The following is a 13,976-nucleotide window of genomic DNA, read 5'->3' on the forward strand; positions in this document are numbered from 1 at the left end:
GTCGTTAATAGCCACGGATTAGGCGGAAATGAGTGGATTCGCAGCATCGCCGATATCGAGCACCACGTAAAGGAAATCGAGGATACGCGATGGCTTACGGTCGATGAAAAGACCACGTGTGTAGCGTTCCTACGCGCAATTGCGGAATGAACCGCCAGCCTAAAACCTCCGCGGACCGCAGCGCCTTCCTCGACCGCAAGCTAACGGAATACGGCGCTAGGCTTCGCGCTGATCCGGAGTATGACCGCTTGTACGTCCGCCAGTACCGCCTGCTATCATATCGTAACCACGTATTCAAGGCGCTTAACCACGAGTTGAGCGCAGCGTCACGTAAGAAATACGGAAAGGGTGAGCGTAGATGAAACGGAGTAGATTCGTAGCCGGGCGCGTGATTAACCGGCGGATTTACGTTAAGACAGCGGGCGGCAATTACGTAGCACTTGCGCTGCTACTTGCGGAAGGAGGGCGCTAAATGGGCACTTACTATATCGCGGATTGTCATACGTGTCGCGTGACGACAATGTTCGGTAAGTATACGCGGGAAGGCGCAGAGGTTGCGTTTGATACCTGGCGCAAGGACCACGTCGGCCATGACGCGGAACTGACGACGGATTACGATGAATATGCGGAGGCTAGGCGGGATGGACGGCGCGTGGTGGCGGAGGGTTATTACGGGTTGGAAACGGTGCAGGAAGCGGAGCCATACGTTGAAATCACGTATAGCGGCGGTTAGAATAAGCGTATAAGGAGCGTGATTTAACGTGAAGATTAGCGAATGCCTGGCGCAGTTACCGGACGACCTCCGTATGATCGACTTACTCGCGTTCGGCAGCGATAAGGTAAAGACTGTTGCGGAGCTGCAAGTAATTTACGGAGGCGGCCGCGATGACGCCGGCTACGAAGTCCGGACGGGTAGGCGAAATTACGGGAAGGATACCGTAGTCAGCATCGGAGTAATCGGCGGGCCTAATTTGTTTAATCAAGCGTATAAGGAGCGTGATTTAACGTGTGGAAACGTAGGATAATACTCGTCGGCAGCTACGCCGTTGCTGCGTTCGCATTTGCGCAACTACTCGACTTCCAAGCGGTCGGAATCGCAATATTCGGAGGACTGGCGGCGGTATTTGTGGCGGTTGAGTGGCGGAAGGTAAAGTAAGGTAAGCGTAGATATAACGTAAGGAAGACGAGTAAAAGACGCTAGACTCCGGAAGGGGCCAGCGTCTTTTTTGCGTGTATACGCAATTAAACGTGTCCAACCGCTTCACCAAACTCCGCAATATACTGCGCCATCATCGCGCCCATTTCCTTCCGCAGAACCTCGCGGGCAATCGCATATGTCTCCGGCTCAGTACGTCCCTTACGCGTGAACTCTACGTGAATCATGCCGTTAAGCTCCGCGCTTCTTAACACACGCAGGCCCGCGCGGTTGATCGCTAGGCGGTTATCACGCAGATCGTCCGTGATCCTGCGTAGGATGTACGTGCCGGATGCGGAGTAGGCGCGGTTGAGTACGTTGTGAGCCGCGTTGAGTTCGTCGAGTCCGCGCTGTACGGACGCGGTGAGCTGCGGGTAAATCACGTAATTGCGTAATAGTTCGTTGTTCATAGCGTAAGGGCCTCCGTTAGTGGGAACGTATGTACGTATTATAAACGTTAGCGGTGGGGTTGTAAAACGGTAAATAACGGTGCGGACGGGGCGCTACGGGTTGTATTACGTGGGGATTGCGGACCATTAAGGTAGAGGCCCTATGAGGTCTTAAACCTTAAGAGGAGAGTGTTAAGATGAAATACGCTATTAAGATCACCGACGAAAAGGGAAACGACTTTTTGCTTTGCGAAGAGGGTAAAGATTCGTTCCAGGTGTTCGACGAATACGCGGATGCTGACGACTTTAACTACGACTTCGAGCAGTCCCTTAATAACGGAATGAGTAGCGCAGTTATCGAGTTTAACTAAGGGAGGGCTTACGTATGGGAAACGCTTATCTTTACTGCTATTCGCCCGCTATGTTCCACTTTCTACGAGCGGCCGGACATCGATATATTTGCGTAGGGCTTAACGAAAAGACTGGCGGACGCTTCTGGCTGTTCGCTAAGGACGACGCGGTTAAGCGCACGCTAGACGAATATGACGCAAATAAGTAACGGATAAACTACGTGGAGTGGAGTGAGTGGAGTATGCGAGGACAATTCCGTGAATTAGGTCACGAAGCTGCTAGACGTAAGTCGGCGTGTTTGGAACGGGGGCATTACGCTCCTATTCCGCACGATTTATTCCGCCGGCTGGTGCCGATCGCGCGTGAGTACGATAAGGGTAACGTCCATATGGCGGCCCTTTATACGTATCTCCTGGCGATGGTTAACGGGCAGCCGGACAATGACCGCTACATGAGCGCGTTCCCTTCCGTACAGCGTATCGCTGACGAAACGGGGATCGGACGTAACCGGGTTAAGCCGCTATGCGACGTGCTGGAAGCGGTAGGGCTCGTTAAGTCAGCGATGGACTATACGTCGAATAAGCGCGATAAGCTATACTATCCGCAGTATTATAGCGAGCTGTCGGATGCGCAGATACGCGCTAATCTGGACGTATTATACGGTCATTCACCGGAGAGTGAATTAGCTTAATCACTGTAGAGTGAATTACCTAAATCACCGGAGAGTGACGGTAATAAGAACTAACGTGTAATAACGAACATGTAAGAATAAACAAAACATTACGCGTCGAAATAAATTCACTACGTTCATTGATTTCTAGCGGCCAATGGGATTAATAACTTTGAGCGTATAAAGATAATTCCGAAGGAATGACAATGACTGAGGGGCAAGGAACAAAGAGACGCGGCAGATATCAGTTAAAGATGAAACCTATGGTTGTAATATACATGATGATTATTCAAAGTAGTAACTCATGTAGGCAAAGACAAAGAATAGCGCAAAGAACGGAGTGAACGTTATTGTTTACGGTAGAGTACGCTAGTAAAGAGGGCGCTGATTATACGTTAGATTTTACGGTTGAATTAGCGGGTACTAAGGCGGAAGTAGAACGGATTATAAACGCTGCAAGACGTAAAGGTAACGTAATATTCCTCGTATATAAAGGCGCGGAGTTAGTAGCGCGTATAGACGATATAGCAGCGGTTATTAATGCGCAGGTAGAGGCGTTAGCGAACGTATAGTAGAGCGGAGGAACAACGATGTCAATCGTATGGATAGCGTTAAGTATCGTTCATATTGCGTTAGCTGCAGCGGGTTTATACGCTGACTTACGCTTTAGGTTTCGTTATAAGCAGCGCATAGATTACGGATGTTTAACGTTAATATGCGTTCTACCTGCGTTATATTGGGCGTTCATATATGCGTTTAGGAACGGATTCGGCGGATGGGTATAAACGGAGGGATAACGCATGTGGTACGTTAAGCAATTACTACCGTTAAGCTACGCTACAACATACGTAGAGGACGGACTAATATACGTATGTAAATGGCGTATGTGGTTCGGAGTGAGCTTCGCTATTAAGCGCGGTTGTATCGGACGCGTAATGGACGGATGGGCTAACGCGTATCTGTGACGTAAGTAGCAGCGCTACTCTTACGCTCTGCCCGGGCGTAGGATTAGGCGCTTAAGGACTCGTTGTGTCCGTTAGATTAGGCGTTCTAATAGCGCGGAGGTATAAACGTTAGGGTAACGTACACGATCGCTAATACGCGCTAATAACAAGCGATAACGCAGCGTAGAACAGACGAGTGTGTAACGTGTCAATAAGGCTAGCGTTTATACCTACGCATTATTAGAAGGAACGCGATTGAACGGGATCGAGCGTAAGGGTCACGTAGGGTAACGGGGAAAGAGGATAGCGTAAGAGGCTCCGCTTAGTATACGCACAAGGACCGCGTCAATACGGTTGCAGGGCGGGGCAGGCCGGACGCCCTCCGCAAACTCGCGGGGTTAGCGCAGAATTAACGCTGTACTGCGATAAAGTAACGTGAAAATAACGTATGTAAACACGTCAGAATGTGCGGAATAGTGCAAACGCGGGGATAGACGCAGTTACTTACGAAAGGTAAACGTAGGCGGGGCGCGGGTTTAGTGGGGGTGTCAAGGTAAAACACTTTAGTATAAAAGCCGACTTTTGTGAACATGCCAGCGCGTTAATGCTGCACTACGTTAAAGTATCAACGCGGTAACGCTGTGACCCCCAAGCGCGGTAAAGGACTAAGTCACGTTTGCTGTACGGAATTTGCTCGCAAAAATTTAACCTCGGGAGGTATTTGCGGATGGAGGAGCTGCACCAGATCGCGCTAGACTTGCTTGACGCGTACTATCACGCAGAGCAGGCCGTAATTGCCGAATATAGCACGCACACAGAACGCGATTTCGCGGAGCTTGAACGTGAGGTCTCCGGTATCCGCGAACGTATCGCAAGCATCACGTAGAACCACCGTTGAATTAACGCGTGTAGCCTCTCCGGAGTGTATTCGTATGTCTACGTATTATAAACGCTAATTCAACGTAAAATCAACGCTAAAACAACGAAGGAGGAAACGCAATGTCAGACAAACGCAAGGCCGCGTTAGAATCGCAGCTTGACGGACGCCAGCAGAAAGCAGCGCTAATGTGCGTCGAACGCGAGTTTGCAGCGGAGGAAGACCGCTTAACGTTCGATGCCATCGCGGACGAAATCGGAGTATCCCGCAAAACGCTGCATCAATGGCGAACGCAAAAGCGCGCCTTTATCGACTACGTAAATTACCTCGCGGATGACTTTTTATCCGCTGACCGAGCGAAGGTTTACCGCCAGCTAATGCGCGCGATTGACGGAAGCCAGCCGAGTATCAAGGCGATCGACTTGTTCTTCCGCAGGTTCGGATTGATTACGCAGCAGGTCGCGGTTGAAACGAAGGATGCCGGTGCAGCGCGTAGCAACGACGAATTGGCGGCGGAAATCGACGAGCTGGACGGATTACTCGCGGAAGACAAATAACGAAGGAGGTGCGTTCACACGGCGTATGTCAATAACGAATGGCTCGATAAACCCGCGCGTGCTGAGCGCATCAAACTCGTAGGTGAACGGGCGGTTAAACTCCGTGAGCTTGTACGGACGGGCCGCGCAACAACGTATCACGAAGAATCACTACGCGCAGACATCGCGGAGCTGAAACGGCTTAAGCGGATTGACCGCGCCGAGGATGACGTAGCGTACTTCACGTACGAATACTTATCCGACGCCGGCAATCCGGATAACGAGGACAATATTATAGCGAACGCCGACGACGGAACTCCGCATGATCCGCTTGAACAAATAGCGCCGATCCACGCGGAGTTTTTTAAGTTGTGTAATCACGTTGACCACGTTGAGAGAAGCGCCCGGCTTGCGATAGCGGCTGCGCGTGGACACTCGAAATCCGGCATGTTCTCGAATAGCTTTCCGCTGCATCAAACGGTATATCGAAAGCGGCGTTATATCCTGGAGATATCCGAAACTGATACGCTATCGAAAAAGCTGATCGGGTGGATCAACAAGCAGCTTAAGTATAACGAGAAACTGCGAGGGGACTTCGGTCCTCTTTTGCATGAGCGGAATAACCAAAACGAAAAGGACAACGAAGAGGCGTTCATCACAACGTCAGGCACGCGCATCGAGGCGTCATCCTCCGGTAAGCAATTACGCGGTATGCGTCACGGATCGAAGCGGCCGGACCTCGTTATCGTCGATGATCCATCGTCTATAAACAACGAAGGCACGAAGGAAGCGCGCGAGAAACTCGTTCACTGGTTTAACTCCGTAGTCGTCCCGATCGGGTCGAAGTCAACCGCGATTATACTCGTCGGTACAATGGTCAGCGCGACCGGCCTTTTGAATCACGTACTCAAGCGTAAGGACTTCGAATCATCGTTTCACGGAGCCGTCGTAAGTGAGCCGGATAGTCCGCAACTATGGGAGCGCTACTGCGAGATATACGCGCGATCTGACGATGAGTCAACGGACGCCGACGATTTCTATAACGATCATCGCGCCGAACTCGAAGCCGGCGTTATTTTGGCGTGGCCGTGGCGCTGGACTTACCGGGCGCTTATGCACGAAAAGGTGAACATGGGTACGCGCGCATATAACTCGGAATTCCGGAATTTAGCGTTTAGCGAAGACGAGCAATTCTTCTTCCCGGACACTTACGGATATTATCGCTACGAATACGAGCATGGCCGGCGCTTCATCCGATACGGAGACCTGCGGATTCCGATGTCGGAGCTAACAATAAGCGGCGCGTGGGATATTGCACAGGGTAAGAACGCGCGGTCCTGTTATAACGCGGTCCTGACCGTTGGCCGCCATGATAAGACCGGCTATGTCTTCGTGCTCGACGAATATGCAACGAAAGAGCAGCCGCACAAGATACTCGATGTGATTGTCGAGCGGATTAAAACGTACAAGCACCACATTTTCAGCGTCGAAACGATCAACGCGCAGCACGAATTTTACCGGCAGCTACAGGAACGCTTGCGTATCGAGGGGCTATCTAAAACGCGGCTGAACGATGTCAAGGCGCATAAAACCGGCAAGGACGAACGTATCGAAGCGCTCGAACCGCTGTTTCACAATAAGACGCTCATTCTCAACGCCGGCCATACGATGCTGCTCGACCAGTTAGCGCAATTCCCTCGCGGCGATTACGTGGATTCCGCAGACGCGTTGTCTATGGCGGTCGAGAACGTAGCCCGCGCGAAGAGAAAAGCACGCAATAAACCGAAGTGGATGTAAACGTAAAGGAGGCGATAGTTTGACGGAGTTTTATACGTATAGCGAGACGAAGCTGTTTTACACCGGCGCGCAGTATCCGCCGACTTCCGAAATTGAACGCTTAGCGAAATACGAACGGGGCCGCGTTATCTTCTCCGGCCGCCATGCGGAAATATACGATCGCGCATCGTCCATACTCGCGGATACGCCGCAAGCGCCGCAGCTTAAAACGCTATTCATCGCGGTTAACATAATGGACGTATTACTCACGAAGCCGGCGGATTTAATGGTCGGAGATCCGCCTACGTACGACAGCGGACGCGGTCCGGATTCACGCGAACAGCAGCGACTCGACTCGATCGTCGAAGAGAACGACCTTACGCAGATGATGCACGAAATCGTTATCGGAGGCGGCTACCGGGGCGATTCGTTTATTAAGACGCGCTATGATTCGCGGGATGACGTTACCGAAGCGCGGGAGCTCGGATTAACACCGCCGGCCGCCGTACTGGAACCGATTATCGAAACGGTGGACCCGTCGATTGTATTTCCGGAATTGTCGCGGGGCTCAAAGAAACGTTTCAAAGCGATTAATATCGCGTGGGTCGAGTGGGAAGTCGAACGATCTACGGGATTCCTATCGTATTTAACCGGAGTATCAACGAACGAAAACCCATTCCTAAACGTTGAGCGGCACATTCCCGGCTATATCATTTACGAGCGCTATAAGCTGATTACAAATGGACTGAATACGTTCTATGACGTCCCGGTTCCCGTTTACATGATAGGCGAACAAGTCGGAGAAACGCGCATCGAACCGACCGGCCAGACGTACATGCTCGTCGAACACATTCCGAACAAGACAACGGACGACGATTGGCGCGGGATCAGTTCGGTCGAAAAGCTGGAAAGCGTACTGAGCGCGATTAACGACCGCCTCGTACAGATCGACTACATCTTGTGGAAGCACAGCGATCCGACCGCGTATGGTCCAGACGTAGAAGATACTACCGACGGAAGCGTACGGTTCGGCAGCCGCTATATTCCCGTTGAAAAGGAAGACGCGACGCCCGGCTATATGACGTGGAATTCGCAGCTAGAGGGCGCGTTTAAGGAACTCGATATTCTGCTGGGCCTCGTATTCCAAATGAGCGAAACGCCGCAATGGTTGTTCGGAACTACGCTCGCAGCGGATAAGGGCGGAACTGGCACGTCACACACGGATGCCGGCGCAATCAAAGCGCGGTTCATGCCGATACTCTCGAAGGTCAAGCGGATTCGCTCGCACGTTGACCGCGCGTTTAGGAATGCGCTATGGAAGGCGCTGGCCCTCGAAAACTACGCGAATACGGGCGTAACGGGGTATGAGCCGGTCGAAGCCGTTTATCCTACGATCAATTGGCGCGACGGAATCCCACGTGACGAAAAAGAAGCCGCAGAGGTTGCGCAGATTCGGACGGGCAATAAGGCGACATGGTCCGTACTCGACGCGATCAAGGATCAGGACGGCATCGACAACGCAGCGGCCGAAGAAGTCATACGCAGGATTGACGCAGACGAGGCGCGGACCCTGGGAACGGTGGACTCGACGGTGTTTAACGAATGACGCCGCAGATACCGGAACCCGTTTACGACTACGAGACGGCGCTGCTCGTCCGCGCATACAAGAACGCTTTACTTTCGATTAGCGCGAAGCTCTCACGCTTAGATTTAACCGCAATGACACGCGCAAATACGAAGGCCGCACTCGCCGAGGTTGCGGCTACTTTGCGTGAGCTTAACGACGAATCGGCTGCGTGGGTTGAGCGCTATATACCGAAGGCCGCGACGGACGGTATCGCGCGGACCATCGTAGCCCTCGGCGCGGCGTCTACGCTTGAGGATGCGGAGAAGATCGTTAAGTTTAACCGGATCAATCGCGAGTTTGTAGCGGCGGCCGTTGCGGATACCCAGGCGGATTTGCTTGCGGTTACGCAAAACGTAGATCGCCGCGTCAAGATCGCTATCCGCCAAGCGACCGCCGATTCAATGCGCGCTAACTTAACGCGGGGGATTAACGGTAACCGTACGCTGAATGCCGATATCCTGGCGCGCATGAAGAAAACACTCGGTAGCGCGATTGATACCGGAATCATTGATAGTTCCATGCGCAGATGGACGCCAGAAAACTACGTTAAGATGCTAACTCGGACAAAGATGGCGGCGACGCAGCGTGAGTCTACGATAAATGAAGCGGTCGGACGTGGCGCTTATTACGGAGTGATTTCGCGACATAACGCGATTGATAAGTGTCGGGGCTACGAAGGCATGATCGTTAAGCTGACGCCGGACGCGCCCGGAGATTACCGGTTCATCGGCGATTTACCGCGTAATGAAATCTTCCATCCGAATTGTAAACATTTGGTAACAGCTATACGCGATCCGAAGTTAATGGAGCAATAAGGCTCCGCGTCCCTTACGTATATGACGCGATAAACTGGACGGAGCTCAGGTGCGCGGTGCACCTAACATCCAATGCGCTACGCGGCGCTAAAACGCGGGAGGATACGCTATGAAACGATTATTCAACGGATTTATGCCTTTCTATAACGCTGATGATGGCGGAGGAGAAGGCGGAAGTGGTGGCGCAGGCGAGGGCGAGGGTAAGCCGGCTAAGATCGAGTTTACACCGGAGCAGCAAGCGGAGCTAGACCGCATTGTAGCGGACCGACTCGCACGCGAACGTAAGAAGGCGGAGAAATTCGCAGACTACGACGATATCAAGACGAAGCTGACCGCGTTTGAACAAGCGGAGGCTGACCGTTCGAAAGCGGAGATGACCGCTACTGAACGCCTGGAAGCGGAGAAGGCCGAAGCGCTCAGACGGGCGCAGGAAGCCGAGGACCGCAACGCGTCCGTATTGACTGCGGCAAATAAGCGATTGATCAACGCTGAATTTAAGACCGCAGCACGCGACGCAAACATTCCGGCTGATCGCTTGGCCGCCGCGCTTAAACTGGCGGATACTGGCGCAGTTACCGTCGATGATGACGGCAATGTTAGCGGTCTGGCCGACGTGATTACCGCGCTGATTACGGAACATCCGTATCTAGCGGAAGTAACGCAGCCGAAGCCGGTAGGAAGTCCGTCAGGTGGCGGGGAGCCGGCGGCTAAAACGAAGGACCAACGTCTGGCCGAAGCGAAGGCCCTCGCGGAGAAGAATCCGACACCGCAGGCAATCGCGGCCTTTACGAAGCTAAAACGTGAATTATCGAGTTAAGTCGAGGCGGCCCATACGGTCGTCTTTTCTTTTGCGCGCTAACTTTAGCACTGCAACGCAGTAAACAAAATAACTAATACGGGGGAAATTAAATCATGACTAAAATTTTTAACGCAGACATTATCGGCAAGCCGGAGTCAGTGACCGAACAGATTCTGATGCTAAACCCGCTGCAGACGCCAATGCTCGCTATGTTGGGATTCGCTAATCCGGTCAGCCAGGTTGAACACGTATGGTTCGAAGACGCAATGTTCGCAACGGAGTCCGCAACTACCGCGTCCGCACTGATCGACGCTACTGCCGTTGTAGTGGCTTCTGTAGAGCCTTATCGCGTAGGGGACGTTGTTAAGATCGGCGAAGAGCTGCTGAAAGTTACCGCAATCAACTCCGGCACTAAGACGCTGACCGTAACGCGGGGCTACGCAAGCACTACCGCTGCAGCCGTAGCGTCTGGAGCAGTGGTCGAGTTCCAGTTTAGCGAAGGCACAGAAGGCGCGGACGCACGTAGCGCACGTTACAAACAGCGCGTACGTAAGTCCAACCTGACGCAAATCTTTGATGACACCGTAGAAATCACCGGTACAGCGGCCGCCGTTGCGAATTACGGTATCTCCGATCTGTACACGTACGAACAGTCGAAGAAGCAACTCGAACTCGCGCTGCAGCTAGAAAAAGCGCTGATCAACGGCGTGCGCTATGAAAACGGCTCTATTCGTCAAATGGCCGGCGTACGCAGCCTGATCTCGACCAACGTTAAGGACGCATCCGGCGGAGCTCTTACGCTGACGATGATCAACGATTCCCTGCAAGCGATCTACGAGAAGGGCGGATTCGCTACCGGCGGTCAGTACGAGATCATCGTGCCAGCTAAGCAAAAGCGCGTAGTATCCGCGTTCGGCGACGATAAGATTCGTATCGATCAGGCGGATAACCGTCGCGGTGCTGTCGTATCCCGTCTGACTACGGACTTTGGCGAGTTCCCGGTTTCCATTAACGATAACCTTGCCGCATCCGAAGCGCTGATCCTCGATAAAAACCGCGCGATGATCCATCCGCTGAATGGCCGCGACTTCACGCATGAGTACCTCGGCAAGAAAGGCGATTACTACCAAGGAATGCTCGTTGGAGAATTCACGTTTGAGCTGCACCAAGAAGCCGCACACGCTCGCATCAAAGGCTTGGCGTAAGTCCAGCCGCAAATACAACGGAGCTCGTCGCTTGACTGCGCGGGCTCCCGTTTGTAACGGAGGTTAACGATGACAAAATACACGTCAAGATACGCGGAACTCTCGTTCTACGTCGGCGGCAGCGAGCGCAAGTTCAGCGGCGGCCAGTACGTAGCGACATCCGCAGAAGAAATCGCGGTACTGGACCGGCTGCCTGACGCGATTAAGGAACCGGCGGATAGCGCCGTAGAAACACCGGAGGAACCCGTTAAGCCAGCGCCTAAGCCGCGAAAGGCTGCGAATACCTCCGCAAAATAACGGGAGGTGGAGCGCGTGGCTCTTACGGTAAATGACGCAACAACGTATATCAACGTGAACTGCGTATTGGTTGACGATTGGACAGACGCAGACGACGCCAAAAAACTACGGATAGTTAACGTGGCAGGACGGACGCTGACGGACAAATACGCTCAATATACGATACCGGACGCGGCGGTTTACGAATATGCGAACGCGCTGGCAATCGCGTTTAACGATACAAATGCGCTGCAACAGCAAGGCGTAGCGAGCTTCGGACTGACCGGCGTAGCTAATTTTACGTTTAAGGACGGAATGAAAACGGGGCTCGACGCGTTGATACCGGAAGTCTCTTATACGTTAATTGGCGCGGCGAACGGCGTTAAGCTCAGCAAGCGCGCGGTTAAGTGGGTGACGATGTAATGGCGCTGATACCGCTTAAGCAGACGGTCACAATTACGCCGGCGGGCGGCTTCGATCCGGATTACAATACGCCTATACCTGGCGTTCCTTATACGCTGCGCTGCCGGTTTCAGGAAGGCGTTAAACTTGTGCGTAATCAATACGGAGCCGAAGTCGTCAGCATCGGAACGTTCTACTTCGATAAGCTCGCGGATATCGGCTTGGACGCTAAGCTTACGTATACCAACGAATTAGGAGACGCGGTGACCTACGATCCATTAACCATCGGTGTAAAACGGATGCTGAGCGGTCGGCCGATTCTAACGGAGGTGAACGTATAAATGGCGCTAACCCTAGCGGATATCAACGCAGCGGTCCGGATTGCAATGCCGGGCATCATCGTAGTCGGTAACGAATTTATCGCAACTAACCCGGATGATTGCGCATACGTGCGGATAACGGGCGGCGGCGCTCCTAGCGAGTGGTCGTCCGTTGCACGTCCGTCATTTCAAGTCGTTATTCGCGCGAAACTATCATCGAACGCAGAAGCGAAAGGTAACGCGCTAATTGCGGCGCTACACCTCAAGACGGAATTTATAATCGGGAGTACACGCGTGGTTAAGTGCCTAGCGGATCAAAGTGCGCCGTGGTACCTCGGTCCGGACGAGAGCGGACGCGCACTATACTCCGTCAATTTTACGTTAACTACATCGCTATAAACGCAGGGCTGTCCGTAATCGGGCGGCTCTTTTTGTTATGCACATTAAAGGGGGAAATAACGAATGGCTCAAGACTTTAGCAAAATCGAGATCGGCCCGGCAATCGTTGAGTACGGTTCTGGCGGAACAATGGTCACGTTTGAAACGACCATCGGCGGCGTTGTACTTAATACAGAAACTACGTACCGCGAGCAAAAGACGGATCAGACCGGCGAAACCATCGTCGATAAGCGCATTACCGGCCGCAACGTCAGCGTCACCGTTCCGTTCGCGGAATATGAGATCGACGTCATTCCGAAGATCATGGCGGGTGCAGAGGTGGTTACCGGAACAGGCGGATCGAAAGTCCTGCTTAAGACCGGCGTGGGCGTGAGTCTGCTGGATACCGCTAAGATCGCCGTAATCAAGCCGATCGCTCATAAAACGGACCCGGATTTCTGGCTTACGTTGCCACTAGCGTACTCGGAAACGGACCTGTCGTATTCGTTCAACAACGAAAACGAGCGCATCACCAACGTAACACTACGGTCCACTCCGGACGAAGATGGCGTCATCCTCATCCTTGGTGATGACACAATTACCGCAACTCCGTAAGCAGCGTATGACACGAAAAGGGGCGCTTAACCGCGCCTCTATTTTATTTATAGGGAGCGAAAATGATGCAGTTATTTAAGCGTTCAGATAAATCAGATATTCCCGCAGTAGACCCGTCCGCAATCATCCTCGGAGGCCAGGCGGTTAAGGTGCGCAAGGTAACGATCGGCCAATGGCGCGAGCTCTACAGCGTAGTCGGCAACTTACCGCAAATGTTAATCAGCGTAGTAACCGCGCCTACAGACAGCCGGATACCGTACCTACTCGCGGTCGTAGAGAGCGCAATCGACGACGTTGTTAACGTGGTTGCGGTGCTGACCGGACTGGAGCCCGCGTGGATCAACGAGAACGTATCTCCGGACGAATTGATGGCGTACTTTGTCGCCGTTGCACGCGTGAACGATTTCGGCGGACTCCTAAAAAACGTGCAAGGCGCTCTAAAACTGACACAAACGCTGGACAACGCAGCGGACGCAGTGATGAGCGCGGAATAACGCTGGATCAATTCTTTATCGACGCGGCGGTCCGTTTGGGCAAAACGCAAGTTGAGTTCGAGCGCGGCTACTACGTTATGGACCTACTCGACGTACTTGAAGCGGAGACGCGGCGCAAGGCTGGCGAAACACTGGACGCGCTTAATGTTAACGTGATGTCGCATTCGACGAGCGTTGAGGATTTCCGGAGCTATACGGATGGCTTACGTAATGCGGCCGGATTCAAGCAAAGCAGCGTCCCGAAATACGACGAGGCTGCGATTAAATTACTCCGCGATCAGATGCGGATGGGAGCGAGGTGACCGGA

The 13,976-nt window shown here is 52.8% G+C and carries 19 protein-coding genes; 18 read left to right on the forward strand and 1 reads right to left on the reverse strand.

Going from position 1 to position 13,976, the window contains the following annotated elements:
- Positions 1 to 511: 511 nt before the first annotated feature.
- Together C162_RS25950 and C162_RS25955 are read left to right on the forward strand one after the other, a co-directional pair.
- Entirely contained in the window at positions 512 to 733 is a 222-nt protein-coding gene (locus C162_RS25950) for a hypothetical protein (protein ID WP_235218529.1), read from the forward strand.
- Between the two features lie 28 nt (positions 734 to 761).
- Positions 762 to 1,025: a hypothetical protein gene (locus C162_RS25955; RefSeq protein WP_051493931.1), complete on the forward strand. Its 264-nt coding sequence runs from the start codon at positions 762 to 764 to the stop codon at positions 1,023 to 1,025.
- Between the two features lie 217 nt (positions 1,026 to 1,242).
- Here the strand turns inward: C162_RS25955 and C162_RS25960 are convergent, their stop codons facing one another.
- Positions 1,243 to 1,605 (reverse strand): hypothetical protein, encoded by a 363-nt coding sequence (locus tag C162_RS25960; RefSeq protein ID WP_036699327.1) that lies wholly within the window; start codon positions 1,603 to 1,605, stop codon positions 1,243 to 1,245.
- A 176-nt stretch (positions 1,606 to 1,781) separates the two neighbouring features.
- Here C162_RS25960 and C162_RS36170 point away from each other — a divergent pair, with 176 nt between their 5' ends.
- The 16 genes from C162_RS36170 to C162_RS26035 all read left to right on the forward strand — a co-directional run bounded on the left by C162_RS36170 (position 1,782) and on the right by C162_RS26035 (position 13,971).
- Complete coding sequence (locus C162_RS36170) at positions 1,782 to 1,955, forward strand: hypothetical protein (RefSeq protein ID WP_156949709.1); 174 nt, start codon at positions 1,782 to 1,784, stop codon at positions 1,953 to 1,955.
- Positions 1,956 to 2,176: 221 nt separating this feature from the next.
- Positions 2,177 to 2,626: a hypothetical protein gene (locus tag C162_RS25965; RefSeq protein WP_036699328.1), complete on the forward strand. Its 450-nt coding sequence runs from the start codon at positions 2,177 to 2,179 to the stop codon at positions 2,624 to 2,626.
- Between the two features lie 1,650 nt (positions 2,627 to 4,276).
- A complete protein-coding gene (locus C162_RS36175) occupies positions 4,277 to 4,435 on the forward strand; it encodes a hypothetical protein (RefSeq protein WP_156949710.1) in 159 nt (52 codons plus the stop codon).
- A 113-nt stretch (positions 4,436 to 4,548) separates the two neighbouring features.
- The gene (locus C162_RS25975; protein WP_036699330.1) at positions 4,549 to 4,983 is read left to right on the forward strand and encodes a phBC6A51 family helix-turn-helix protein; all 435 of its coding nucleotides are present in this window, start codon (positions 4,549 to 4,551) and stop codon (positions 4,981 to 4,983) included.
- A gap of 69 nt (positions 4,984 to 5,052) precedes the next feature.
- Positions 5,053 to 6,759: a phage terminase large subunit gene (gene terL / locus C162_RS25980; RefSeq protein WP_051493932.1), complete on the forward strand. Its 1,707-nt coding sequence runs from the start codon at positions 5,053 to 5,055 to the stop codon at positions 6,757 to 6,759.
- Between the two features lie 19 nt (positions 6,760 to 6,778).
- Positions 6,779 to 8,344 (forward strand): phage portal protein, encoded by a 1,566-nt coding sequence (locus C162_RS25985; protein ID WP_235218530.1) that lies wholly within the window; start codon positions 6,779 to 6,781, stop codon positions 8,342 to 8,344.
- Positions 8,341 to 9,180: a phage minor capsid protein gene (locus C162_RS25990; RefSeq protein ID WP_036699331.1), complete on the forward strand. Its 840-nt coding sequence runs from the start codon at positions 8,341 to 8,343 to the stop codon at positions 9,178 to 9,180. The genes C162_RS25985 and C162_RS25990 overlap by 4 nt, the downstream gene beginning before the upstream one ends.
- A gap of 109 nt (positions 9,181 to 9,289) precedes the next feature.
- A complete protein-coding gene (locus C162_RS25995; RefSeq protein WP_051493933.1) occupies positions 9,290 to 9,997 on the forward strand; it encodes a phage scaffolding protein in 708 nt (235 codons plus the stop codon).
- Positions 9,998 to 10,092: 95 nt separating this feature from the next.
- A complete protein-coding gene (locus C162_RS26000) occupies positions 10,093 to 11,184 on the forward strand; it encodes an SU10 major capsid protein (protein WP_036699332.1) in 1,092 nt (363 codons plus the stop codon).
- Between the two features lie 69 nt (positions 11,185 to 11,253).
- Entirely contained in the window at positions 11,254 to 11,481 is a 228-nt protein-coding gene (locus tag C162_RS26005; RefSeq protein WP_036699333.1) for a hypothetical protein, read from the forward strand.
- A gap of 15 nt (positions 11,482 to 11,496) precedes the next feature.
- Positions 11,497 to 11,883: a hypothetical protein gene (locus tag C162_RS26010; RefSeq protein WP_036699334.1), complete on the forward strand. Its 387-nt coding sequence runs from the start codon at positions 11,497 to 11,499 to the stop codon at positions 11,881 to 11,883.
- Positions 11,883 to 12,203, forward strand: a complete 321-nt coding sequence (locus tag C162_RS26015; RefSeq protein WP_036699335.1) for a hypothetical protein — start codon at positions 11,883 to 11,885, stop codon at positions 12,201 to 12,203. The genes C162_RS26010 and C162_RS26015 overlap by 1 nt, the downstream gene beginning before the upstream one ends.
- Positions 12,204 to 12,248: 45 nt before the next feature.
- Positions 12,249 to 12,581 carry a minor capsid protein gene (locus C162_RS37670; RefSeq protein ID WP_442792477.1) on the forward strand — a complete coding sequence of 111 codons (333 nt, stop codon included), beginning with the start codon at positions 12,249 to 12,251 and terminating at the stop codon, positions 12,579 to 12,581.
- Between the two features lie 63 nt (positions 12,582 to 12,644).
- On the forward strand, positions 12,645 to 13,175 hold the full coding sequence (locus C162_RS26025; protein WP_036699336.1) for a hypothetical protein: 531 nt from the start codon (positions 12,645 to 12,647) through the stop codon (positions 13,173 to 13,175).
- Between the two features lie 62 nt (positions 13,176 to 13,237).
- Positions 13,238 to 13,669: a hypothetical protein gene (locus tag C162_RS26030; RefSeq protein ID WP_162174494.1), complete on the forward strand. Its 432-nt coding sequence runs from the start codon at positions 13,238 to 13,240 to the stop codon at positions 13,667 to 13,669.
- A gap of 77 nt (positions 13,670 to 13,746) precedes the next feature.
- The gene (locus tag C162_RS26035) at positions 13,747 to 13,971 is read left to right on the forward strand and encodes a hypothetical protein (RefSeq protein ID WP_156949711.1); all 225 of its coding nucleotides are present in this window, start codon (positions 13,747 to 13,749) and stop codon (positions 13,969 to 13,971) included.
- Positions 13,972 to 13,976: the final 5 nt, after the last annotated feature.

Source organism: Paenibacillus sp. FSL R7-269 (assembly GCF_000517865.1).
Classification (GTDB): domain Bacteria; phylum Bacillota; class Bacilli; order Paenibacillales; family Paenibacillaceae; genus Paenibacillus_AQ.